General features: G+C 57.9%; 19 protein-coding genes. 6 read left to right on the top strand and 13 right to left on the bottom strand.

Annotated elements, in window-relative coordinates; genetic code table 11:
* Positions 1–16: 16 nt before the first annotated feature.
* Positions 17–1,183, bottom strand: a complete 1,167-nt coding sequence (gene argE / locus ACR0A1_RS01460) for an acetylornithine deacetylase (protein WP_480865946.1) — start codon at positions 1,181–1,183, stop codon at positions 17–19.
* A 5-nt stretch (positions 1,184–1,188) separates the two neighbouring features.
* Positions 1,189–3,009 (bottom strand): ABC transporter ATP-binding protein, encoded by a 1,821-nt coding sequence (locus tag ACR0A1_RS01455; protein WP_170397103.1) that lies wholly within the window; start codon positions 3,007–3,009, stop codon positions 1,189–1,191.
* 285 nt (positions 3,010–3,294) lie between these two features.
* Here ACR0A1_RS01455 and ACR0A1_RS01450 point away from each other — a divergent pair, with 285 nt between their 5' ends.
* The 3 genes from ACR0A1_RS01450 to ACR0A1_RS01440 all read left to right on the top strand — a co-directional run bounded on the left by ACR0A1_RS01450 (position 3,295) and on the right by ACR0A1_RS01440 (position 7,076).
* Entirely contained in the window at positions 3,295–5,001 is a 1,707-nt protein-coding gene (locus tag ACR0A1_RS01450; RefSeq protein ID WP_170397105.1) for a peptide ABC transporter substrate-binding protein, read from the top strand.
* Positions 5,002–5,095: 94 nt separating this feature from the next.
* Positions 5,096–6,103, top strand: a complete 1,008-nt coding sequence (locus tag ACR0A1_RS01445) for an ABC transporter permease (protein WP_170397107.1) — start codon at positions 5,096–5,098, stop codon at positions 6,101–6,103.
* Entirely contained in the window at positions 6,096–7,076 is a 981-nt protein-coding gene (locus ACR0A1_RS01440; protein WP_170397109.1) for an ABC transporter permease, read from the top strand. The genes ACR0A1_RS01445 and ACR0A1_RS01440 overlap by 8 nt, the downstream gene beginning before the upstream one ends.
* A 6-nt stretch (positions 7,077–7,082) precedes the next feature.
* Here the strand turns inward: ACR0A1_RS01440 and ACR0A1_RS01435 are convergent, their stop codons facing one another.
* The 6 genes from ACR0A1_RS01435 to ACR0A1_RS01410 all read right to left on the bottom strand — a co-directional run bounded on the left by ACR0A1_RS01435 (position 7,083) and on the right by ACR0A1_RS01410 (position 13,811).
* A complete protein-coding gene (locus ACR0A1_RS01435; RefSeq protein ID WP_170397111.1) occupies positions 7,083–8,219 on the bottom strand; it encodes an MFS transporter in 1,137 nt (378 codons plus the stop codon).
* A 69-nt stretch (positions 8,220–8,288) separates the two neighbouring features.
* Complete coding sequence (locus ACR0A1_RS01430; RefSeq protein ID WP_170404096.1) at positions 8,289–9,566, bottom strand: DUF3422 family protein; 1,278 nt, start codon at positions 9,564–9,566, stop codon at positions 8,289–8,291.
* Positions 9,567–9,673: 107 nt separating this feature from the next.
* Positions 9,674–10,030: a VOC family protein gene (locus ACR0A1_RS01425; protein WP_480865943.1), complete on the bottom strand. Its 357-nt coding sequence runs from the start codon at positions 10,028–10,030 to the stop codon at positions 9,674–9,676.
* A gap of 159 nt (positions 10,031–10,189) precedes the next feature.
* Positions 10,190–11,644, bottom strand: a complete 1,455-nt coding sequence (locus tag ACR0A1_RS01420) for an NAD(P)(+) transhydrogenase (Re/Si-specific) subunit beta (RefSeq protein ID WP_170397117.1) — start codon at positions 11,642–11,644, stop codon at positions 10,190–10,192.
* A gap of 13 nt (positions 11,645–11,657) precedes the next feature.
* The gene (locus ACR0A1_RS01415; protein ID WP_170564888.1) at positions 11,658–13,229 is read right to left on the bottom strand and encodes a Re/Si-specific NAD(P)(+) transhydrogenase subunit alpha; all 1,572 of its coding nucleotides are present in this window, start codon (positions 13,227–13,229) and stop codon (positions 11,658–11,660) included.
* Positions 13,230–13,361: 132 nt separating this feature from the next.
* On the bottom strand, positions 13,362–13,811 hold the full coding sequence (locus ACR0A1_RS01410; protein ID WP_223117760.1) for a methyltransferase family protein: 450 nt from the start codon (positions 13,809–13,811) through the stop codon (positions 13,362–13,364).
* Between the two features lie 196 nt (positions 13,812–14,007).
* Between ACR0A1_RS01410 and kynU the strand changes: the two genes are divergently transcribed.
* Positions 14,008–15,201: a kynureninase gene (gene kynU, locus ACR0A1_RS01405; protein ID WP_480865940.1), complete on the top strand. Its 1,194-nt coding sequence runs from the start codon at positions 14,008–14,010 to the stop codon at positions 15,199–15,201.
* Here the strand turns inward: kynU and ACR0A1_RS01400 are convergent.
* Positions 15,194–15,772: a TetR/AcrR family transcriptional regulator gene (locus ACR0A1_RS01400; protein WP_170424159.1), complete on the bottom strand. Its 579-nt coding sequence runs from the start codon at positions 15,770–15,772 to the stop codon at positions 15,194–15,196. The genes kynU and ACR0A1_RS01400 overlap by 8 nt on opposite strands.
* A gap of 99 nt (positions 15,773–15,871) precedes the next feature.
* On the opposite strand from ACR0A1_RS01400, the gene ACR0A1_RS01395 reads away from it, so the two are divergent.
* Positions 15,872–16,336, top strand: coding sequence for a (2Fe-2S)-binding protein (locus ACR0A1_RS01395; protein ID WP_170397127.1), 465 nt, complete (start codon positions 15,872–15,874; stop codon positions 16,334–16,336).
* A 3-nt stretch (positions 16,337–16,339) separates the two neighbouring features.
* A complete protein-coding gene (locus ACR0A1_RS01390; protein ID WP_480865938.1) occupies positions 16,340–18,580 on the top strand; it encodes a xanthine dehydrogenase family protein molybdopterin-binding subunit in 2,241 nt (746 codons plus the stop codon).
* Positions 18,581–18,631: 51 nt separating this feature from the next.
* Here the strand turns inward: ACR0A1_RS01390 and ACR0A1_RS01385 are convergent, their stop codons facing one another.
* From ACR0A1_RS01385 to ACR0A1_RS01370, 4 genes are all read right to left on the bottom strand, one after another.
* Positions 18,632–19,972, bottom strand: coding sequence for an autotransporter outer membrane beta-barrel domain-containing protein (locus ACR0A1_RS01385; RefSeq protein ID WP_480865936.1), 1,341 nt, complete (start codon positions 19,970–19,972; stop codon positions 18,632–18,634).
* Positions 19,973–20,375: 403 nt separating this feature from the next.
* The gene (locus tag ACR0A1_RS01380; protein WP_170397133.1) at positions 20,376–21,155 is read right to left on the bottom strand and encodes a gamma-glutamyl-gamma-aminobutyrate hydrolase family protein; all 780 of its coding nucleotides are present in this window, start codon (positions 21,153–21,155) and stop codon (positions 20,376–20,378) included.
* A gap of 134 nt (positions 21,156–21,289) precedes the next feature.
* Positions 21,290–21,715 (bottom strand): GlcG/HbpS family heme-binding protein, encoded by a 426-nt coding sequence (locus ACR0A1_RS01375; protein WP_170466015.1) that lies wholly within the window; start codon positions 21,713–21,715, stop codon positions 21,290–21,292.
* A gap of 81 nt (positions 21,716–21,796) precedes the next feature.
* A complete protein-coding gene (locus ACR0A1_RS01370) occupies positions 21,797–23,932 on the bottom strand; it encodes a malate synthase G (protein ID WP_480865933.1) in 2,136 nt (711 codons plus the stop codon).
* Between the last annotated feature and the right edge of the window lie 67 nt (positions 23,933–23,999).

The following is a 23,999-nucleotide window of genomic DNA, read 5'->3' as shown; positions in this document are numbered from 1 at the left end:
CCTCTCCTTTGAGATGTTATTCGCAGAGCCTCTTTACCAGACGCTCCATAAATTTTTGACCTGCGTTGAATTGAGAAATCGTAATGAACTCATTCGGCTGATGGGCCTGCGCGATATCACCTGGGCCGCAGATAACAGCGGAATAACCAGCTTCCTGAAACTGCCCCGCCTCGGTGCCATAGCTTACCACATGTGTCGCATTGTCACCGGTGAGCGCGCGCACCAGCGTCTCAGCCTCGCCATCTTCTTCAGGCACAAGACCTGGGATCGAAAAATGCTCGGACAGCTCGATCCGGGCGTCGGGATGAACCGCTTGCATCCGCGCCTCGACTTCACGAACCTTATCGAAATAGGCCTTCTGCCAGACCGATTTTTCATCGTCCGGAACGGTGCGGAAATCCATCATGAAGCGACAGTCTTTGGCAGTGATATTATGCGCGGTTCCGCCTTCGATCATACCAACATGGCAGGTAGTCCAAGGCGGATCGAACACTGACGCAATGTCTGAAGGTTGCGCCGCCATATTCTCGGCGTTCCGATCATTGGCCCAATTGATCAGCGGCGCGGCCTCCATGATCGCATTGACGCCTGTGTGCATGATTGAGCTGTGAACTTCGAACCCCACCACATGCGTGTCAAAGCCAAACCCGCCCTTATGGCCGGTGACGGCCTGCATCATCGACGGCTCGCCCACAATCACGGCTGATCCTTTGGGCAGAACCTCCTGCATGTGGGCGATCATCGGCGGCGCGCCGGTGCAGCCAACCTCTTCATCAAAGCTCAACGCCAGTTGCAGGGGGCGTTTGGTGTCAGCGTGATGCGCCTCGACCAAGGCCCAGATCGCCAGCGCGTCAAAGCCCTTCATGTCGCAGGTGCCACGCCCGAAATACTTGCCATCTTTCTCGGTCACGACAAATGGATCGGTGTACCAAGGCTGGCCATCGATGGGAACAACATCAGTGTGACCTGATAGGACAATCGCGCCCTCTTCCCACGGGCCGACATGCGCGAACAGAGCCGCCTTATGCGGCTGATCCGGATCAGGCCAACGATGCGGTTCGATCCCGTGGCTTTGCAGATACGCCTCGACCCAATCCACCAACGGTAAATTCGTATCGCGACTGACAGTCGGGAATGAGATCAGCTTAGTCATGATCTCTAGCGGAGACAGGCGCTCAGCCATGAGGGTCAATATCCGCTGTCAGTGGTCAAAACAAAATGGCCCGGTTCAACCTCGTTGTATTGCGAGGGTTCGGGCGCGTATCCAATCGGATGAATTGGCGACGGGATCGGTTTGAAGTTCAAGTCTTTTTCCGACTTGCGCTTGTTCGGATCGGCTATCGGAACCGCCTTCATCAGCGCCTGCGTATAAGGGTGCTGTGGGTTCTCAAACACCCGAGCACGCGGACCCAGTTCGACAATGCGGCCCAGATACATCACACCGACATGGTGACTGACCCTCTCGACCACCGCCATGTCATGGCTGATGAACAGATAGCTTAGGCCAAGTTCCGATTGCAGCTCCATCATCAGGTTCAGCACCTGCGCCTGAACCGAGACGTCCAGCGCCGAAACGGCCTCATCCGCGATGATTAGCTTGGGATTCAGCGCCAGTGCTCGCGCAATCGCAATCCGTTGCCGCTGACCACCCGACATCTCATGCGGGAAGCGGCGCATGAAGCTGCGCGGCAGTTGCACCTTGTCGAACAGTTGCGCTACCCGGTCCTGCAGTTCTGACCCCGAGGCAACCCCATAGTTCCGCATCGGTTCAGCGACTTGATCAACCAACTGCATCTGAGGGTTTAGCGAGGCGAACGGATCCTGAAAGATCATCTGCATGTCCAGCCGCGCTTTGCGCAGGCCGGCCTGGTCCAGCTTCATGATGTCGACACCGTCCAGATCAACCTCACCCGCCATCGGCTCCACCAACCGCAGGATCGAGCGCCCTGCCGACGACTTGCCACACCCAGATTCGCCAACGAGGCTGAGTGTTTGCCCCCGGTTCAGCGTGAACGAGACATCTTCGACTGCATGCACGTTCGAGATGGTCCGACGCAGCAATCCGCCTTTCACCGCAAATCGCGTGGTCAGGTTCTTGACCGTCAGCAACACTTCGTTCGTGCCCGGGATCGGAGCGATCTTCTGGCCTTCCTCACCCAGCAGTTTCATTGGCTCGGGCGCGGCTTTGCCCTGCATCTCGCCCAATTTCGGAACCGCCGCCAGCAACGCCTTGGTGTAATCGTGCTGCGGGTTTTCGAAGATTTCTTTGACGGTGCCTTCCTCGACCTTGTTGCCGCGGAACATAACCACCACGCGGTCCGCCATCTGCGCGACCACAGCCATGTCATGGGTGATAAACATCACCGCCGTACCTGTCTCGCGCTTCAGGCGGTCCATCAGCGCCAGAATCTCGGCCTGGATGGTCACATCCAATGCAGTAGTGGGTTCATCCGCAATCAGCAGGCGAGGCTCACACGCCATGGCCATGGCGATCACCACACGCTGGCGCATGCCACCGGACAGTTCATGCGGATATTGCTTCAAACGTCGCTCGGGCTCGGGGATGCGCACCTGACGCAATAATTCCAGCGCGCGCTCTTCGGCCTGCGCTTTGTTCATGTCCTTGTGGATTCGCAATCCTTCGGTGAGCTGCCGTCCGACGGTGAAAACCGGGTTCAAGGCCGTCATCGGCTCCTGAAAGATCATTCCGATCTCATTTCCGCGAATCTGCTTCATCAGATCTTGATCGGCGTGGGACAGATCCATTTCCTCGCCGCCGCGGCGATCGAAAAGCAGTTGCCCGCCAGCAATTTCACCGCCGCCGAACTCGACCAAGCGCATCAGCGATAGAGATGAGACTGATTTGCCCGACCCCGATTCGCCCACGATACAGACGGTTTCGCCTGGGTTGACCTCGAACGAGACGTCCTCGACGCCCACCACTGGGCCATCTTTAGTTTGAAATTCGACCCGCAGTTTTTTGATCTGGGCAATTGGCTGATCCAGCACGCGCGCTCTCCCCTTGGCGGCTTTTCGGATTGGGTGCCAAACGCTAAGGCGGGCAGATGTGAAAAGTCAAACCGATAGGTCAAATTTCGCAAGGCAAGGCTTGCAATTTTCCAAAACTCTGTTTCGATACGCCGCGTAACCGTTCTGGGGAGAGGTCTGAATACACGAAGGCGATACAATCGTTTCCGTTTGATTCCAAATCCTTATCCCTTTTGACGGCCACGCCTAACCCGCGGGCATCGCGGAGATAATCGAGACACGTATGTGTCCAACATGGAGTGTATGATGAAAATCAAAACCCTTTTGCTTGGTGCGATTGCAAGCACGGCAATGGCCCCGATGGCCATGGCCGAGCGCGGATCGGACGGCAATGTCAGCATCATTTACTGGCAAGCCCCATCGATCCTGAACCCGTTCCTTTCGGGTGGCACCAAGGATGTGGAATCCGCGTCGCTAGTGATTGAGCCGCTTGCCCGGTACAATCAAGATGGCGAAATGGTTCCGTTCCTGGCATCCGAAATTCCGACAGTTGCAAATGGTGGCGTCAGCGAAGACCTGACCTCGATCACTTGGAAAATCGCGCCGGGAATCACCTGGTCAGACGGCACGCCATTCACCTCCGCTGATGTTGTATTCACTGCAAACTATTGCATGGACCCAGAGGGCGGTTGTGCGCAGGTGACCAAATTTGAAGGTGTCACCAATGTCGAAGCTGTCGATGATCTGACCGTCAAAGTCACATTCGATGCGCCGACCCCGTTCCCTTACGGCCCGTTCGTGGGTGGTGAGAGCCCGATCATCCAGGCGGCACAGTTCGCGGATTGCATGGGAGCCAAAGCGCCCGAATGCACCGAGCAGAACTTTAACCCGATCGGCACAGGCCCGTTTGTTGTCACCGAGTTCAAGCCAAATGACGTGATCACTTTCAAGGCCAATGATAACTACCGTGACCCGGCAAAGCCTGCGTTCGCAACGGTGACATTCAAAGGCGGTGGCGATGCAACTGCTGCTGGTCGTGCGGTCATGGAAACCGGCGAATTTGACTATGCCTGGAACTTGCAGCTTGCGCCTGAAGTGATCGCGCAGATGCAGGAAGGCGGCAAAGGTACTCCGGTCGCAGGCTTCGGCCCGCTGGTGGAACGCATCATGCTGAACCAGACCAACCCGTCGCCAGATCTGCCGGAGGGCGAGCGTTCGACTGCAACGCATCCGCACCCGTTCCTGCAGGACCCTGCTGTTTACAAGGCCATGTCGCTGGCCATCGACCGGCCGCTGCTGGTTGAAATCGGCTACGGTCAGGCCGGTAAGGTTACCTGCAACTGGGTACCTGCGCCTGCCGCGGTGAATTCCGACACATTCAGCTGCGATACTCAAGATATCGAAGGTGCCAAGAAGCTTCTGGATGACGCGGGTATCGTTGATTCCGATGGCGATGGCATCCGTGAAAAAGACGGTGTACCGCTGAAGATTGTCTACCAGACTTCTACCAACGCAGTTCGCCAGGACTTCCAGGCGCTGATCAAAGAATGGTGGAGCCAAATCGGTATCGAAACTGAGCTGCGCAACATCAATGCTTCGGTCTTCTTTGGTGGTGATCCGGGTTCGCCTGACACCTTCCAGAAGTTCTATGCCGACGTTGAAATGTATGCCAACACCTTCAACGGCACTGACCCGCAGTCCTATCTGGGCAACGGCCTGTGCGACAAGGCACCCAAGCCTGAAAGCCAGTGGCAGGGCGAGAACATCAGCCGTTTCTGCAACGAAGAGTTCGACAAGCTGCATGGCAAGCTGGCCGAAACCGCAGGTGCGGATGAGCGCGCGCAGATCGCGCGTCAGCTGAACGACATCATGGTTGAAAATGGCGGAATGATCCCGCTGGTGCACCGTGGTCGACTGTCGGCACACGCTAACACGCTGGGTGGCGTTGTCCTGAACGTTTGGGACAGCGAGCTGTGGAACATTGCGGACTGGTACCGCAAGACCGGTTCCTAAGCGTTAATCTTGCAAAACCGCGCCCCGACCCATATCGGGGCGCGGTCATTTGCAGACCACTCCAACAAGAAGACGCATATAAAGGCGCCTCTTAATGCTCAACTTTACCATCAGACGACTGGTGCTGGCCGTTCCCACGCTACTGTTCATCAGCCTCGTCATCTTCCTGCTCCTCGAACTCGCACCCGGCGATCCGATGGCGCAGGTTCCACTTACCGTCCCTCCCGAAGTCAAAGAGAAGATGCGCGAGGCACTGGGCCTCGGTCAGCCGATGCATATCCGGTTCTGGAAATGGATCGTGCAGTTCTTCTGGATCGAACCGCAGGTTCTGGTCGACTCGATCTTTGGCACAACCTTCTCCGAAGGTGACCTGCGCGTGATTTCGTGGCAGACCCGCTCACCCGTCATGGACATCGTCGTTCAGCGCATCCCGCAGACCCTGTGGGTTGTTGGCACCGCTTATGTGGTCGCCATCCTGATCGCTCTGCCCATCGGTATCTATTCGGCTTACCGGCAGTATTCCTGGTTCGACCAGATGGGCACATTCGTGTCGATGGTCGGCTTCTCGGTACCGCCGTTCTTCTCGGGCGTATTGGTGATCGTGATCTTCTCAGTCCAGCTTGGGTGGTTCCCGTCGATCTATGACACTACCCATGTGGTCAACAGCTGGGACAGCTTTGTTGTACAACTGAAACAGATGATCATGCCGGTCATGGTCCTGGCTCTGCAGATCACCGCGCAGCTCAGCCGATTCATGCGCGCCTCGATGCTGGACAACCTTAATCAGGATTATGTCCGCACTGCCCGCGCCAAGGGCCTCAGCGAATACACGGTCGTCATGGTCCACGTCCTGCGCAACTCGATGATCCCTGTGGTCACCGTTATCGCGCTGGGTATTCCGGCCATCTTCGGCGGAGCGATCATTACCGAGCAGGTGTTCAAAGTGAACGGCATCGGCCAGTTGCTGATCGGGGCTATTCAGGCCAATGACTTACCGATGGTCCAAACCCTGACCTTCATATTTGCCGTGCTGATCGTCCTGTTCAATCTGATCGCCGACGTTCTCTATGGCATTCTGGACCCGAGGATTCGTTATGACTGATCATGATCGTACCGATACACTGGTCCCGGACGAAGGGCTTGCGCCCGCCTCGACAGCGCTGCCAACCACCGATGTGATGGAAGAACTGGCCACCCCACCACGGAGCCAATGGCGCGATGTCTGGGATCAGTTCAAGACCCACAAAGGCGCGATGATCGGAGCGATTCTGTTCATCTTCATCGTCGCAGGCGTCTATTTGGGCCCATACTTATGGAGCATCGACCCCACTCAGATCGACATCCGTTCGCGCAATCAGGGCCCCAGTTGGGCGCATCCCTTTGGCACCGACCAGTTGGGCCGCGATATCCTAGCTCGCATGATGTCAGGCGGTCAGACATCGGTGTCAGTCGGCATCACCGCGATGCTGTTGGCGCTGTTTCTGGGCTCGTTCATCGGTGTTCTGGCCGGGTTTTTCAAACGGCTGGATGGCCCACTGATGCGCCTGACGGATCTGTTCTTGGCCTTGCCGTTGCTACCGCTGCTGCTGGTCATGATGCTGCTCTTCCGCGAGCCGCTATCTGCTGCCTTCGGGTTAGAGCGTGGAATCTTCATCCTGATCGTCTGCGCCATCGGCATCACCTCATGGATGCCCACAGCGCGGATCGTGCGCGGCGATGTGCTGGCGATCAAAGAGCGTGAGTTCGTTCTGGCCGCCCGGTCCATCGGCACCAGCAATGGCCAGATCATCACCCGGCACATCCTGCCGAATGTTCTGTCTCCGATCATGGTGTCGGCCACGCTGGGGATTGCAACTGCGATCATCACCGAAAGCGCGCTTTCCTTCCTCGGCCTCGGATTTCCGCCGGACTTCCCGACATGGGGTCGGCTGCTCTTCGATGGCGTCGACTATCTTCAGCAATACCCCGAGCGCGTGTTCTGGCCCGGACTGGCGATCTCACTAACCGTCCTCAGTGTAAATTATCTGGGTGACGGCCTGCGCGATGCGCTGGATCCACGTATTCGCGGACGTTAAGCGAACTTAGTCGGCGCGCTTCAGCGCGCCGGCCAATACGATGATCAGAACGGCCAGCGGTAAAAGAACTGCAAAGGCAAATCTCAGCGTCATCAACTCGGCCAGAAATCCGATCAGAGGCGGCCCAATCAATAAACCTCCGTATCCCAAAGTCGCGACGCTTGCGATCGCCTGTCCGGGCGGGACATGCGGGTCGTTGGCCGCGCGGCTAAAGGCCAGAGGCATGATTACCGCATAGCCCACTCCCATCAGAGCAAAACCCGCCAAAGCCAATCCTGCCCCTCCCGCCGATACCACGCCAAACACGCCCAGCGCGGCGCAAACGCCGCCAAATCGTGCTGTTGCAACAGGCCCGAAACGCGCGATCACCACCCCGCCCGCAAGCCGGAACGCAACCATCGTGACCGAGAAGACCGCATAGCCTAACGCCGCGATACTCTCAGCCGCACCGGTAACGTCACGCAGGAAAATCGCGCTCCAATCCGCAACAGCCCCCTCGCCCAAAGCGCCGCACAGCGCTGTGAAACCCACAAGGATTAGGGCACCCGACGGCAAAGCGAACACCGATCCAGGTTTTGAAGCCGATCGTTTCGAAGTCCAGCGTACCCAAGACAAAACAAGCGCAAGCGCGACGACAACGCCACCCGCTAGCAGAAAATGTTGCAACACCGACAGCCCCATCTGTACGGCACCGTATCCGCTGAGCGCTCCCAGTCCGGCTCCAAGGCTCCACATCGCGTGAAAGGACGACATGACCGGCTTGTCATAGGCCTGTTCGACCTCTGCCGCCCAGGCGTTCATCGCAACATCCATCGAGCCATGGAAGGCTCCGAATACAAACAGAAACGCCGCAAGCGACCAGAACCCGCCGGCGAGAGCCAAAAGGATCAGGGAAAAGGTGTAGAGAACCGCGATCACCCGCGTGATCGCCACCGCCCCAAACTTGTCCGTCAAACGGCCCGTGATCGGAAACGAACAAACGGCCCCTGCTGCCATGAACAGCAAACCAAGCCCTAGCGCCTCGTGCGTCAGATCCAGCCTGTCCCGAACCGCAGGTATGCGCGATGCCCAGATGCCGAACAGCGCACCGTTCAGGATAAACATGGCGGCCACAGCCCGCCACGCCGCAACAATACCGATCACAGGGAATCCTCATAAAATCTGCCAAACGCCACCCGTTCTACAGATCATTCGTCGCCCGGCATAGACCGCTTATTCAATTCGCTTCCGGATCTGGCGCACCCCGAACCAAACGGCAAGGATGACAGGCACGGTCACAATTGCCGTCAGCATCCCTTTGCTAATCCCGGCCTGCGTCAGTGGGTAGAGCAAGTAGCTGACCAGAGACACCGCATAGTAGCTGATCGCCACCACAGATAATCCCTCGACTGTGTGCTGCAATCTAAGGGCCAGATCAGCACGCCGGTCCATGCTTTCCAGCAGAGCCTGATTTTGAGCGCTGCGTTCGACATCGACACGGGTACGCAACAGGTCGCCGGCGCGAATAGCCCTGTCGGACAAGGCCTGCAAACGTCGCTCGGTTGATTTAACCGTCCGCATCGCGGGGTCATAACGACGCATCATGAAATCGGCAAAACTCTGACGTCCATTGAATCTTTGTTCACGCAACACTTCGATGCGCTGATTGACAATCGCCTCATAGGCACCCGTGGCGCCGAACCGAAAAGAACACCGTGCCGAAAGTGTCTCAAGCTCGATCGAGGTAGACAGAAGATCCGGCAACAATTCGTCTGGGTGCGCTGTTTCATCGGACATCTGCCCCATCAGGCGGGTCAATTGACCATCCAGTTCGCCGATGCGCGGCATCAGTTGCTTGACCCGTGCAAATCCCAGCATCGACATTGCCTTGTAGGTCTCAATCTCGCACAGCCGCTGAACGATCCGCCCGGTCCGACGCCGCCCGGTGCCTTTCTTGACAAACATCGCAAGCCGCATATGCCCCGCCGGATCAATTCGGAAATCACAAGCGCAGATCGCGGCATCATCCAGCACCCGCGCCACCGCAAGGCTTTCCGGCTCGAACCACTGAGCCAGCGAAGCCTTTGCCGCCTCATCTCCCTCGTACTCGACCACGCGAATTAAGGCCGATGTCACCCGCTGCCCCGGGCTCGCCATCAACCAGTCTGGAGGAAACACCTCAAAGTCTGCCGGATTGAATGCACGTTCACTGACGTTCGGAGTGATCGCGGTATAGGTCACAAACTCGGTATGTTGTTCCCATTTCAGCCAATGACGCCCGATCTGACCCGCGTAGTGAGTGGCTTCTGGCTGAGGGTGCTGCGCGCCGTGGCGATCCAGCAGATTGATCAGGTGGGCCATATCCTCGCCACGATCGCGCGTAACCGCTTCTTTGGGCTTCTTGATCGCCAGAAACACAACCGTGCTGGGTAAGGGTGCAACCGGAAATGGGCGTGCATGCAGTTCATTGGCCAGCGTATAGCGAAGCGGATGATTGTCTATGGGCGTCATGTAAGGCTCCGGTGTATCACCGGCACTATAAGGCAGACCGACACAACATCAATTGTTTATTTATTTCAATTACTTACAAGGATACAACGGTATACAATCCCGCTATCTTATTGATTCGGCTCCCATAGCTCGATGGGATTGCCTTCAGGATCGTGGATGCGGGCGAATTTCCCGACCTCGCTGTCCCACTCCGGGTTCGTCTCGACGGTGATTCCGGCGATCTTTAATTGGTCGATAAACGCGCTCAGGTCATCGACACGAAAATTGATCATCCATTGCTGCTCGGAGCGGCCAAAATACTCGGTGTCCTGCGCAAAGGGTGCGAACACCGTATATCCTTCCCGCTGCTTCCAGGGCACAGGATCGTAGTGATTGACGCCCAAATGCTTCTCATACCAAGCACTCAACGCCTGCGGATCACGGGCCCGAAAGAATATCCCGCCAATTCCATTTACCTTCTGCATGGTCTGCCTCCGACTATCCCGAACACTCGCCAAGTTTAACACAGCCCGCTTGCTTCATATGGCTAAAAAACCTTGAGGGGGTTGGAGGCAAGCCCCCATCTCATCACAAAAGAAAAGGGCGCCCTCAGGCGCCCTTTGCAATCAGATTGTCCCTTCTGATCAATCGATCATGGGCAACAACTTGTCGAGCGAAGCCTTGGCGTCGCCATAGAACATGCGGGTGTTCTCCTTGAAGAACAGCGGGTTCTCGATGCCCGAATAGCCGGTGCCCTGACCACGCTTGGACACAAACACCTGCTTGGCTTTCCAGCATTCCAACACCGGCATCCCGGCGATGGGGCTGTTCGGGTCTTCCTGCGCCGCAGGGTTCACGATATCGTTCGAGCCAATCACGATGGCCACATCCGTATCCGGGAAGTCGTCGTTGATCTCGTCCATCTCCAGAACAATGTCATACGGCACCTTCGCCTCGGCCAGCAGCACGTTCATGTGGCCCGGCAGACGACCGGCAACGGGGTGGATCGCAAAGCGCACGTTCTTGCCCTTGGCGCGCAGCTTGCGAACCAGCTCGGACACCGATTGCTGCGCCTGCGCCACGGCCATGCCATAGCCGGGGATGATGACGATACTATCTGCATCATTCAGCGCCGCCGCGACACCATCTGCCTCGATGGCGATCTGTTCACCCTCAACAGCCATCTGTTCGCCCTGCGGGCCACCAAAGCCGCCCAGAATTACGCTGACAAAGTGACGGTTCATCGCCTTACACATGATGTAGGACAGGATCGCACCAGACGAGCCCACCAATGCACCAACCACGATCAGCAGGTCGTTGCCTAGCGAGAAGCCGATGGCCGCAGCCGCCCAACCCGAATAGCTGTTCAGCATCGACACAACCACCGGCATGTCGGCCCCGCCGATGCCCATGATCAGGTGATAGCCGATGAACAGCGCTGCCAGCGTCATCAGGAACAGCGGGAAGAAACCGCCCGAATTGGTGTACCAGATCAGGCAGATGAACGACAAAGCAGCCGCACCCGCGTTCAGAGCATGACCGCCCGGAAGCTTGGTCGCCGCCGAGGTCACCTTGCCCGCCAACTTGCCATAAGCCACGACCGATCCAGTGAAGGTGATCGCACCGATGAAGATACCGAGGAACAGCTCAACATGCAGGATCGCCAGTTCGGCCGCGGTCTTCTTCGCGATCAGCTTGGCGAACGCCCCCAGATCGGACAGGTCCGCCTGAGACGCACTGTCAGCAATCGCCATGACTTGCGCCACATTGCCGATCTCGAAATGGGCATTGAATCCCACGAACACAGCCGCGAGACCCACCAGCGAATGCATCGCGGCCACAAGCTGCGGCATCTCGGTCATCTGCACGCGTTGCGCCACGTACTGACCGATCAGACCACCGCCCGCGATCAGCAGCAACGACAGTAGCCACAGGCCTGAACCCGGACCAACCAGCGTGGCAAAAACCGCCAGCGCCATACCAACAATGCCATACCAGACCGCCCGCTTGGCGCTTTCCTGGTTCGACAATCCACCCAGAGACAGGATGAAAAGGACAGCCGCAACGACATAGGCGGCAGTAGTGAAGCCAAATTCCATGTGCCCGGCCTCCTTAAGATTTCTGGAACATGGCGAGCATGCGCCGGGTTACGAGGAAGCCGCCGAAGATGTTGATTCCGGCCATGAAGACCGACAGCGCCGCCAGCAGAATGACCAGGAAAGATCCCGATCCGATCTGCATTAAGGCCCCAACGATAATGATCGACGAGATCGCGTTGGTGATCGCCATCAGTGGTGTGTGCAGGCTGTGGCTCACATTCCAGATCACCTGGAAGCCCACAAAGATTGCCAGCACAAAGACGATGAAATGCTGCATGAAGCTGGCCGGAGCGATCAACCCCACCAGCAACATCAACGCACCGCCGACGCCCAGCAACGTGAACTGTTGCTTGGTCTGCGCTTTGAAGGCCGCGATTTCCTGCGCCCTTTTCTCTTCCGGTGTCAGTTCCTTGACCTCGGCCTTAGGCTGTGCCGCAATCGCCTGCACCTTGGGCGGAGGTGGCGGGAAGGTGATCTCGCCCTCATGGGTCACGGTCGCGCCACGGATCACGTCATCTTCCATGTCGTGATTGACCTTGCCGTCCTTCTCGGGTGTCAGGTCAGTCATCATGTGACGGATATTGGTCGCGTAAAGAGACGATGACTGCGCCGCCATCCGGCTGGGGAAGTCGGTATAGCCGATAATAGTCACGCCATTGTCGGTCACGATCTTCTCATCCGGCACCGTCAGTTTACAGTTACCGCCCTTTTCCGCTGCAAGGTCAACGATGACCGAACCCGGCTTCATGCTCTCGACCATATCTTTGGTCCAAAGCTCAGGTGCCTCACGGTTGGGGATCAGCGCCGTGGTGATGACGATGTCCATCTCGGGCGCCAGTTCCCGGAACTTGGCAAGCTGGGCGTTGCGGAATTCTTCCGACTGGACCGATGCGTAGCCGCCAGTCGATGCACCGTCCTGCTGTTCTTCCTCAAAATCCAGATAGACGAACTCAGCCCCCATGGATTCGACCTGCTCGGCCACTTCGGGGCGCACGTCGAACGCATAGGTGATCGCACCCAGCGAGGTTGAGGTCCCAATCGCGGCCAGACCAGCCACACCAGCACCAACGATCAGCACCTTGGCAGGCGGCACCTTACCGGCCGCCGTCACCTGACCGGTGAAGAAACGGCCAAAGTTGTTGCCTGCCTCGATCACAGCACGGTACCCGGCGATATTGGCCATCGAAGACAGCGCGTCCATCTTCTGCGCGCGCGAGATACGCGGGACCATCTCCATCGCGATCACGGTCGCGCCCTTGGATTTGGCGGCCTCCATCCCATCTTCATTCCCAGCCGGGTTAAAGAAGGAAATCAGGGTCTTATCCTTGGTCAGACGCTTCAGTTCGGTGGCATCGGGCTGACGCACCTTGGCAATAATATCCGCCGCCTTCCAAAGCGAGGCGGCGGTCTTCATGACCTCAACGCCTGCGGCTTCATAAGCGGCGTCCGAAAACCCCGCAGCAGCGCCTGCGCCCTTTTCGATCAGGCACTCATAGCCCAGTTTCTGCAACTGCACAGCCGAGTCCGGAGTCATCGCGACCCGGTTCTCGCCCTTGTACGTTTCCTTTGGCGTCCCAATTTTCACCAGTCGGTTCCCCCTAATTTTTGATTCAGGCCAGGTGGGTGTTCGGCATAGAATGACAAGCAGACATGTATCCTGCGCAAGATTATTTCGCAAGCGCAGCAATTATGACGCTGTGTCATGATGACCACACCCTTATATCCATCGTCTGGTCTTGCGTTCATACCGGGCGAAATCGGCGCGGAATGTGCGGCGCAGACGGTCTTCCTCGGGTATGATAAAGCGGCGTTCCAGCACCCAGACAAAAACTGGGATCAGCACCAGCGACAACACCGCGTCAAAACGCAGGATCAGCCCAGTCAGGATCAGCGCATCGCCCACATAGATAGGATTGCGGCTGCGCTTGTAAATCCCGGTCTGCACCATGGTCGAGGGTGTTTCGTGCGGAAAGACCGTGGTTTTGTGCCGGCGGAACTCAATCACCGCCATCACGGCCAGAATGATACCGCCACCGATCAGTATGCCGCTGAGCAGATCTGTCACCGCCCCATCCAGAGACAACCCCAGCGGCAACACGCGGGCTTGGACCCAGGCGAGCAAGGCAAAGCCCACAAGCCAAACAGGTGGTATGTCGATCAGGCGCATGGCTGTCCCTTCACGCGGCGACACATGGTGGCAAATGTCGCTTCTGATCGCTCTCCTATCGTTTTCTGACCGCATTGGCAAAAGCGCAGGGTGTCGCATCGACCCAGGGCGCTGGACAACCCGCACCAATAGACAGACACAACGGTATCAGATAGCCAGTTACAACCTGACTGTTTCAGAAAGACAAAGCCTCGCCATGACCGATTTCGCCAAAACCAAATCCATGTTTCACCTGCCCGAGGGCGTTCTTTATCTCGACGGTAACTCTCTGGGCCCGTTGCCGAAATCAGCCAGTGACCGTGTAGGAAGCATGATGAAGGACGAATGGGGTCAGTTGCTGATCACCGGCTGGAACAAAGCCGGGTGGATGGGTATGCCGACCGGCCTGGGGGATCGGATCGGACGGCTGATCGGGGCAGAGCCCGGCAGCGTCGTGGTGGGCGACACTCTGTCGATCAAGGTTTATCAGGCGGTCGCCTCAGCGCTGGAGCTGAACCCGACCCGCAAGGTCGTCCTGTCGGACAACGGCAACTTCCCGTCGGATCTTTACATGGCAGATGGGCTGTTGCGATCACTGGGGACGGATTACGAACTGCGCGTGGTCGATCCCGAAAACGTCGCTGCACATATCACCGAAGAGGTCGCCGTTCTGATGCTGACCGAGGTCGATTATCGTTCCGGCCGTATGCATGACATGAAGGCTTTGACCGAACTGGCCCACGCGAACGGTGTCGTGACCGTCTGGGACCTTGCCCATTCTGCGGGGGCAATCCCGGTAGATCTGTCCGGTTGCAACGCGGATTTCGCTGTTGGCTGCACGTATAAGTACCTCAATGGCGGTCCCGGTGCGCCAGCGTTCGTCTACGTCGCTCCGCGCCTGTCGGATCGCGTGCGCCCGGCGCTTTCGGGCTGGTTGGGGCATGAAGCCCCCTTTGCCTTCGATCTCGACTATCGCCCCGGCGCGGGAATAGAGAGGATGCGGGTCGGAACCCCTCCGGTCATTCAGATGGCAGCGCTGTCGGCAGCGATGGATATCTGGGACATGGCTGAAATGGCCGATGTGCGCGCCAAGTCAATCGAATTGACCGAATTGTTCATTACCCGGGTTGAGGCTACCTGCCGGGGATTGACACTCGCAAGCCCCCGCGATCCAGCCCAGCGCGGAAGTCAAGTATCGTTTCATTTTGATGAAGGATACGCTGCCATGCAGGCTTTGATCGCGCGTGGCGTGATCGGCGATTTCCGAGCGCCCGATATCATGCGGTTTGGCTTCACACCGCTATATGTCGATGAAGGGGATGTAGAACAGGCCGCCCAAATTCTGGCCGATATCATAACCAACAAGCTGTGGGACAAACCGGAATACAAAATCCGTCAGCGCGTCACCTGACCTCAAGCGCCGCGCCCAAAAGCGTGGCCAATTGCGAAATGCCTTGTTCGAACTCTTCAGCGCTGGAGGCCGTCATCTTGACGCCCTTCAGCGATGTGGTGATTGTCTTTGCGGCCTCATCCGGGCCGACAGGCAAATGCGCGCGACCTGCCGCATCCTCGCGCCGTAACCATTCGGCGTAAAGTTGCGTCAATTTGGCCTCGCCCTCCTGAACGATATCCGTCGACATGGATTTGGTCGCGTCCAGCATTTCAAGCCCATGAGGTGAGGCCAAAATTTCAGCCATCCCGTTTGATTGCGCCTCGATCGCCTGAGCGAGGATCTGAGGCAAAGGACCTTCGCTGGCCAAGGCTTCAGCGACTAGGGTAACTTTCTCGCCATAATAAAACTGCGTCAGTTCGCGAACGATGGCCTCTTTATTCTTGAAATGCAGATAGACCGCAGGCCGGGACATCCCTGCCCCTTTGGCAATGTCATCCATCGAAGTTTTCTTAAACCCATAGGTCGCAAAGGCCTGAAATGCCGATTTCAGAATGGCCGCTGTCTTGGAATCTTCACTTACACTCGTCATGCGAGAACCTCTGACACTTCTTGTTCATTTTGTCAATTGACAAGCTGACACTTTTCATTAATTATGTCAGAAACCAGCCAAAGCTAAGAGAGGTGCGCCATGGCGACGGCCCTTAAGATCAACGGAAAGACCCATCAGGTTGATCTGCCTGATGATGTGCCCTTGTTATGGGTTCTGCGTGATGAGGTTGGACTAACCGGTACCAAGTTCGGCTGTGGTGTGGCTGCCTGCGGTGCCTGCACCGTTCATATTGATGGTGAGGCCGTGCGGTCCTGCCAGGTAGCGCTCTCGGATGTTTGGGGTGATGTCACCACGATCGAGGGGCTTGGCACGCCTGACGCCATGGCAACGATCCAGAAGGCCTGGGTTGACCACCAAGTGGCCCAATGTGGTTACTGCCAGTCGGGCCAGATCATGCAGGCCGCATCGCTACTGGCTGAAAACCCGGCCCCAACGGACGAAGACATCGACGATGCGATGCAAGGCAACCTTTGCCGCTGTGGCACCTATCCTCGCATCCGCGCGGCCATCCACGATGCCGCTGCCAAGTTGAAGGAGGCTTGAGCCATGGGACGTATCGGTAAAATCGTTCGCCGCACATTCCTGATCGGATCTGCCGCCATCGTAGGTGGAGTGGCCTTCGGTGCCTACTACGTCACGCGTCCAGCTGCGAACCCGCTGAAACCGCGTGACGGGGAAACCGCGCTTAGCCCCTTTGTTCTGATCGACCAGCAGGGCGTGACCCTGTTCGCGCCCCGCGCTGAAATGGGTCAGGGCGTTATGACCACCTGGGCAGCACTGATCGCCGAGGAGCTGGATGTTGAGCTGGACGAAATCCGTGTGCTGCACGGACCTGCTGCTGCCGCCTATTACAACCATGCTCTTATGGGTGAAAGCCTGCCAGGCAAGGGCTATGACATCTCGGATTTCCAGCACAATCTGGGTGAGGCACTGGGTGTTCTGGGCAAAACGTTAAGCCTGCAGGTTACCGGCGGTTCAACCTCGATGAAAGACGGGTTCGAACGGATGCGGATGGCCGGCGCTACTGCGCGAGAAACCTTGAAGCAGGCTGCCGCGGACCAACTGGGGGTCGATCGCGATCAACTCATGACCGAAAATGGTGCTGTGGTTGCCCCGGATGGCACGCGCATTCCCTATAGCGAACTGGCCGAGGCCGCAGGCCAGATCGAACCGCCCGAGGTTTCCCTGCGTGATCCGTCCGAATGGCGTTTGATCGGCAAATCCCTGCCCCGCGTCGACATTCCGGGCAAATCCACCGGCACCGCCACCTTTGGCATCGACGTGCGCCCCGAGGGCCTGAAATTCGCCTCGGTCCGCATGAACCCCAAGCTGGGCGGGGCAATGAACGGCTTTGACGCCAGTGCTGCAGAAACCATGCCCGGCGTTGAAAAGATCGTCGATCTGGGCACGGGCGTCGCGGTGATTGCCAACAACACTTGGATTGCCATGCAGGCGGTCGAGGCGATTGACGTGAATTGGGGCGATGCCCCCTATCCGCCCGATACTGATGCGGTATTCGCGCAAATTGCCAAGGCGTTTGATGACGCCCCGAACTCGACCATGCGCGATGAAGGCGATGTCGAAACGCTTCCTGAAGGTGCCACCGAGATTACGGCAGAATATACCGTGCCCTATCTGGCCCACGCCACAATGGAACCGATGAACGCCACGGCGCTCTATACCAGTAACAAGCTGGACCTGTGGTGCGGCAATCAGGCCCCGACCCTGATCCAGATCCGCGCAGCCAACACCGCCGGTCTGGACACCGAAGCCGTCGAGATTCACACCACCTATCTGGGCGGCGGTTTCGGCCGCCGGGGCGAGTTGGATTTCGGCGAGATCGCCACAAAGGTCGCCATGGCCATTCCAGGCACCCCTGTGCAAACGACGTGGAGCCGCGAAGAGGATATGCGTCACGATTTCTACCGCCCCGGCGCGATGGCGCGCATGCGAGGGGCAGTGAAGGATGGCAAGGCCGTTCTGATCGACGGCAAGGTCGCCTCGCAATCGCCGACCCATCAGGCGGTTGAACGTGTTACGGGTTTCTCAGGCGGTGGCCCCGACAAGGTTCTGGTTGAGGGATTTTTTAACCAGCCCTACGCGGTGCCCAACTACCGCATGAGCGGTCATGTCGCCGATCTGTCCGTGCCGGTGGGCTTCTGGCGCTCGGTCGGCAACAGCCATAATGCCTTCTTCCACGAGACCTTCCTGGATGAAATGGCCCATGCCGCCGGGCGCGACCCGCTGGAGTTCCGGCTGGAGTTGGCAAGGTCCGAGTTCGCCCCGGCTGCGGGGTGCCTAGAGGCCGTGAAAGAGATGTCAGGCTGGACCGGCAAAACCCCCGATGGTGTCGGACGTGGCGTGGCAATGGCCTTCAGCTTTGGCACTCCGGTCGCACAGGTGATCGAAGTGGTTGACGATGACGGCACCATCCGCATCAACAAGGCCTGGATCGCCTGCGATGTCGGCTTGGCTTTGGATCCGGCGACAGTCGAGGCGCAGATGATCGGCGGCATGATCTACGGATTGTCCGCCGCCGCTCAAGAAGAGATCACCTTTGCCGATGGTGAGGTCGAACAGTATAATTTCCCGGATTATGATGCGTTACGGATGCAAAGCACACCGATCACGGAAGTCCGGATACTCGAGACCAACAAACATCTGGGTGGTGTCGGTGAACCGGGAACCCCGCCGTCGATGCCCGCTTTGGGCAACGCGCTGTTCGACCTGACCGGCCAACGCGCGCGCAGCTTGCCGCTGAACAAGCAGTTCGACTTGCTCGTATGATCAATTTGCGCCGACCCGGTTCTGGGTCGGCGCTCGCTCTTCCTGATGGCCTTAGAAGTTGACAGAGAGAAAGATTGCAGCTTCCGTCGCTTCAAAATCACTTTCGAACATGTCGAGATATCCGATTGAAGCCTCCAGAAACACCGTCTTGCTTGTGCGTCCTCTCACACCCAAACGGGTTGACCAAACAACATCATTGTCAGTGTTTGCAACTGTTCCACCCCCTAAGTTCTCGCGTTCAAACCAATAGGTCGCGCTGAGCGATGCATAAGGTGAAATGACAGAGTTGCCATTGAAGAACGGACGACTTACTTCGACCTCGGGCGTTAGGGCACTGTATTTTGCTTCTTGGATTTCACCAATAAACTCGGCTGGATTTCCCAGATACGTCCCGGTGAGATCGTAATCCTCGGCACTGTAATTATAGTAATCAAACGAGATCGACGGACGAATTAAGTAAGCTCCAGCCTCATATTGTCCGATTGCCTCGAGATTCGCGCGCCAACGGGTGCGATCAAAATCACCGCTCAGCTCCAGCACATCCACATCCGTGGAGAAGCGACCGACCGTGGCGAGACCGTTTAGAACCCACCTCTCAGACATCCGCCAGGCGAAATAGGGTCCGATCGCGAATCCCGAAGTATCCTGAGAAAACTGCCCCTGAAAGCCGTCCAGCTGAGTGTTTTCGTATTCAAGCTGCAAACCAAGCACGAGGTTTTCTTGGACAAGACGGTCGATTCCAATTTCGAAAAAGCTGTCGTTCACATCCAGTTCGCTGTTTCCACGGGTGTCTTCAATGTCTGTGTAGGTGAAATTGGTCCATATATTCCAAACAGATTCTGGCCCAAACTCGCGCCCCTCCGTCAGCGGAGGGCCGACAACCGGATCGCACAAGGCAGGGTCAAGCTTACCCGTCGCATCCGCCACGCAGGCTTGGTCGTCGCCCGATGGTCGCCCACTTACGTAGAGCGGATTAACGGGTCGACCTGTCTCGCCTATGTTGCCAATTCCACCGCCCGACCCTCCGGAACCGCCACCAGAGCCACCACCGGATCCACCACCAGAGCCACCACCGGATCCGCCCGAGCCGCCGCCACCGCCGAAGCCACCCCCGGAACCGCCGCCTCCAAAGCCGCCCCCGCCTCCGAATCCGCCACCTGATCCACCCGAGCCGCCGCCACCGCCGAAGCCACCCCCGGAACCGCCGCCGGATCCACCCGAGCCGCCTCCGTTTCCTCCCCCGCCGCCACCATTGCCACCACCCCAACCCGGCAGCGTCCAATCTCTTTTTTGGTTTTGCGTATCGATCAGACAGTCGCGCCCATTTGGTGCCCCTCCGCGTTTGAACAGACGATGAACGCCCCCTGATCCATTAGATACGAAGGGAGACAAGCTTAGATGAACTCCAGGCCGAGATCGGCTCCAGGTATCAACGGTCGTGTTGCCCTGTGCAGCTTCCAGACGAAAAGCACCGCTTTCCGTCTGCGATAACCACAATGAGGATGAAGAGTCAGGTGTTCGCCCGATGTAAAGCAGGTCTCCGGCCGAGCTGCATTGTTGCGCATGCCCAGCAGTTCCCAGGACCGCCAAAAAAAGTGCCGCAGGAACGAATTCTCTTAAACCGCGAGGGTACTTTCCTGAAAAGCTGTGCATGAACTGCTCCGAACCCAGTCAGATTTGAATATGGCCAAGGGTATCTCGGCGCAAATTCGCGGTTCAGGGAAGATATCCAATTATCTTTTTATTCGAATGTTGCCGGCAAACCTTAGAACGATCCATCGACAGATTAGCGTGACTAAGCAGACTGCCGGATCGCCCCGACCGTTTTCGCGTTTTTCCAATCGTATACGGCGCGACCAAATTCCTTGAACAATGGCCGCGAGACCGGGTCATTCGCCGCGTCCCATTCAGGGTGCCATTGGACCGAAAGGGTAAAGCCGGGGGCATCCTCGACATAGATCGCCTCGGGCGTGCCATCAGGCGCGTGGCCATCGATCACCACATTCTCGCCCAGCGTCTTAATCCCTTGTCCGTGTAACGTATTGGTCATCACTTCGGCCGCGCCCAGCAGGCGGTGGAACACTCCACCTTCGGTTAGCGACACGACATGGCGCAGAGCAAACTTCTCCTCCAAAGTGCCGTCGGGTGGCATCCGGTGGTTCTGACGCCCTGGGAGGTCACGAATCTCAGGGTAGAGCGTACCACCCAAGGCGACGTTTACTTCTTGAAACCCGCGACAAATCCCAAAGAACGGCTGACCCCGCTCAGCACAAGCCCGGATCAGAGGCAGCGTGATTGCATCCCGCGCGCGGTCAAACTCACCATGCGCCTCGGTTGCGGGCTCGCCATATTCTTCGGGGTGAACGTTCGGACGGCCGCCGGTCAGCAGGAAGCCGTCGCAAACCTCGAGCAACTCATCAACCGCTACATAACGCGGGTCGGCGGGGATCAGTAGCGGCAGACAGTCAGACACGTTCGAGACCGCCTCGGAATTCATCGTTCCGCCCGCATGGGTCGGATACTGATCATTCATCAGATAAGAGTTGCCGATTATTCCAACGACGGGGCGCGCCATTCCAAGTCCCTTGTATCGCTCATTTCCTGCAAAACCTATCGGCAGGTTTGGCCGCGCGCAACGGCACAGACCCTGCATGGTAGCGCAAGCGCGTGTTCAGCGACGCACATCCCTGATGAAGTTCGATAAAGGGGTCAGATCTCGCCCGTCAACCCAGCGGCTTCGATACCTGCCAACGCGGCCGCTGCGTCATTATCAGAAGTGTCGCCGGTTACACCAACGGCACCAACCACCGCACCCTTGCGGTCACGCAGCAGCACACCGCCAGGAACCGGAACAACCTGACCGCCATAAACCCCGTTCACGGCCGCCATGAAATAGGCCTGCCCTTCGGCCCGCTGCATCTGCGCGGTGCCCGCCATACCTAGCATTACCGATCCGTAAGCCTTGCCATGTGCGATTGCAAAACGCCCCGGCGCGGCGCCATCTTCGCGTTCGAACGAGATCACGTGGCCTCCGGCGTCCAGGACAACAACCGAGAGCGGTTTCAGCTCCATCTCGCGCCCTTTTTCCAGAGCTTTCCGAATGATGGTCCGCGCTTTGCGCAATGAAATGTTCATGCCCGATCCTTTTCATCTGGCCAAAAATACCTTCGGGGGAGCACGAGGGGGCAGACAGCCCCCTCGTACCTGCCGTTGCCCCTAGCTCAAACTTGCCTTCAGTTCCAGGCGACGGGCGTGCAGCACAGGCTCGGTATAACCCGAGGGCTGCACCCGCCCCCGGAACACCAGATCACAAGCCGCCTGAAACGCCACCCCGTCAAAACCCGGTGCCATGGGCCTGTAGGCCGAGTCTCCTTCGTTCTGACGGTCCACTACCGCGGCCATTTTCTGCATCGCCGCCATCACCTGTTCCTGACTGACCACATCGTGATGCAACCAGTTGGCCAGCGCCTGCGAAGAAATCCGACAGGTCGCGCGGTCCTCCATCAGTCCTATGTCGTTGATATCCGGAACTTTCGAGCAGCCAACACCCTGATCAATCCAGCGCACAACATAACCCAAGATTCCTTGTGCGTTGTTTTCGATCTCACGGGTGATCTCACCAGCGCTGAGATTACGACCGCCCAGCAGAGGTATGGTCAGCAGATCATTCAACGTACCACGAGCCCCATCAGCAGCCAATTCATCCTGGCGCGCCAACACATCGATCTTGTGATAGTGGGTTGCATGAAGCGTTGCCGCAGTAGGTGACGGCACCCAGGCGCAGGTTGCACCGGATTGCGGGTGGCCGATCTTGGTCGCCAGCATGTCCGCCATCCGATCGGGCATGGCCCACATACCCTTGCCAATTTGCGCTCTGCCTTTCAGGCCGCAGACCAGTCCGATATCCACATTGCGATCCTCGTAAGACGCAATCCATGGCGTATCCTTGATATCGCCCTTCGGCAGCATCGGGCCTGCTTCCATAGAAGTATGAATCTCATCCCCCGTCCGATCCAGGAATCCGGTATTGATAAAGGCCACGCGCGATTTTGCGGCCCGGATGCATTCCTTGAGGTTGGCCGATGTGCGCCGCTCTTCATCCATAATGCCCAGCTTCACCGTATTGCGCGGCAGGCCCAGGATGTCCTCGACCATGTCGAAAATCTCGACCGAAAACGCCACCTCCTCGGGCCCGTGCATCTTGGGTTTGACCACATAGACCGACCCCTTGACCGAGTTCCCGCCCTCGCGCTTCAGGTCATGCATGGCGATCAGCGTTGTGCAGAGCGCGTCCATCAAACCTTCACCAATCTCGCGCCCTTCGGCATCCAGCACTGCGGGGTTCGTCATTAGATGGCCCACATTTCGCACCAGCATCAGCGACCGACCTTTCAGAGTGGCTGGCGTGCCATTCGGAGCCATGTAGGCCAAATCCCCAGCAAGCTTGCGCGTGAAGGTTGTGCCGCCTTTCGTAACCTCTTCGGTCAGGTTGCCGGCCATCAAGCCAAGCCAGTTTCCATAGGCCAACACCTTGTCGGTCGCGTCGACACAAGCAACAGAATCCTCGCAATCCATGATGGTCGAAAGCGCGGATTCCAAACGGACATCAGAAATACCTGCAGGATCGGTGGCGCCAATTGTGCTATGCGCATCAATCCTGACTTGAATGTGCAACCCGTTGTTGCGCAGCAATACAAACTCCGGTGCTTCAGCCGCGCCAGCGTAGCCTGCGAACTGAGACGGGTCGGCGAGCTTCGGTATCAGCGCACCGTCCCTAACGCTTAACCCGGAGACCTCCGCCCAGGACCCTTCGGATAGCGGCACAGCCTCATCCAGGAACGCCTTCGCCCAGGCGATGACCCGCGCACCGCGCCCGGCGTCATAAGCCTTGCCTGTCGGCAGATCGCCTAACGCATCTGTTCCATAAAGCGCATCATATAAACTGCCCCAGCGCGCATTTGCGGCATTCAACGCAAAGCGCGCGTTGGTGATTGGCACAACCAATTGCGGTCCGGGGATTAGCGCGATTTCAGGGTCGACATTGGCTGTCTCGATCTCGAAATCGTCGCCTTCCTCTACCAGATACCCAATCTCACGCAGAAAAGACTGATATTCAGCCGCGTCAATGGGCAACCCCCGCCGCGCCGCGTGCCAGCCATCGATCCGGCCCTGAATGTCAGCCCGCTTGTCCAGCAGCGCCCGGTTTTTCGGCCCAAGTTCATTGGCCAAGCGCGCCAGACCCGCCCAGAAATCAATTGCCGAAACTTCCGTGCCCGGCAGCGCCTTCTGTTCGATGAAATCCACCAGAACCGGGTCAATCTGCAGCCCGTTGCGGGTCTCTCTGCTGCTCATATTCCGAATCCCCTACGATTGTGTGCCATTGTATGCGCTCCTCAATTAGGGCGTTCGTTTCCGATAG

The organism is Ruegeria sp. D6, from assembly GCF_056534365.1.
This window is presented reverse-complemented; position numbering and strand designations above follow the sequence as displayed.

What these genes read in the sequence shown, in the direction of transcription:
- argE (WP_480865946.1), bottom strand. Translation starts at nt 1,183, where the DNA reads ATGGCTGAGCGCCTGTCTCCGCTAGAGATCATGACTAAGCTGATCTCA.
- ACR0A1_RS01450 (WP_170397105.1), top strand. Translation starts at nt 3,295, where the DNA reads ATGAAAATCAAAACCCTTTTGCTTGGTGCGATTGCAAGCACGGCAATG.
- ACR0A1_RS01445 (WP_170397107.1), top strand. Translation starts at nt 5,096, where the DNA reads ATGCTCAACTTTACCATCAGACGACTGGTGCTGGCCGTTCCCACGCTA.
- ACR0A1_RS01440 (WP_170397109.1), top strand. Translation starts at nt 6,096, where the DNA reads ATGACTGATCATGATCGTACCGATACACTGGTCCCGGACGAAGGGCTT.
- ACR0A1_RS01430 (WP_170404096.1), bottom strand. Translation starts at nt 9,566, where the DNA reads ATGACGCCCATAGACAATCATCCGCTTCGCTATACGCTGGCCAATGAA.
- ACR0A1_RS01425 (WP_480865943.1), bottom strand. Translation starts at nt 10,030, where the DNA reads ATGCAGAAGGTAAATGGAATTGGCGGGATATTCTTTCGGGCCCGTGAT.
- ACR0A1_RS01420 (WP_170397117.1), bottom strand. Translation starts at nt 11,644, where the DNA reads ATGGAATTTGGCTTCACTACTGCCGCCTATGTCGTTGCGGCTGTCCTT.
- ACR0A1_RS01410 (WP_223117760.1), bottom strand. Translation starts at nt 13,811, where the DNA reads ATGCGCCTGATCGACATACCACCTGTTTGGCTTGTGGGCTTTGCCTTG.
- kynU (WP_480865940.1), top strand. Translation starts at nt 14,008, where the DNA reads ATGACCGATTTCGCCAAAACCAAATCCATGTTTCACCTGCCCGAGGGC.
- ACR0A1_RS01400 (WP_170424159.1), bottom strand. Translation starts at nt 15,772, where the DNA reads ATGACGAGTGTAAGTGAAGATTCCAAGACAGCGGCCATTCTGAAATCG.
- ACR0A1_RS01395 (WP_170397127.1), top strand. Translation starts at nt 15,872, where the DNA reads ATGGCGACGGCCCTTAAGATCAACGGAAAGACCCATCAGGTTGATCTG.
- ACR0A1_RS01390 (WP_480865938.1), top strand. Translation starts at nt 16,340, where the DNA reads ATGGGACGTATCGGTAAAATCGTTCGCCGCACATTCCTGATCGGATCT.
- ACR0A1_RS01380 (WP_170397133.1), bottom strand. Translation starts at nt 21,155, where the DNA reads ATGGCGCGCCCCGTCGTTGGAATAATCGGCAACTCTTATCTGATGAAT.
- ACR0A1_RS01375 (WP_170466015.1), bottom strand. Translation starts at nt 21,715, where the DNA reads ATGAACATTTCATTGCGCAAAGCGCGGACCATCATTCGGAAAGCTCTG.
- ACR0A1_RS01370 (WP_480865933.1), bottom strand. Translation starts at nt 23,932, where the DNA reads ATGAGCAGCAGAGAGACCCGCAACGGGCTGCAGATTGACCCGGTTCTG.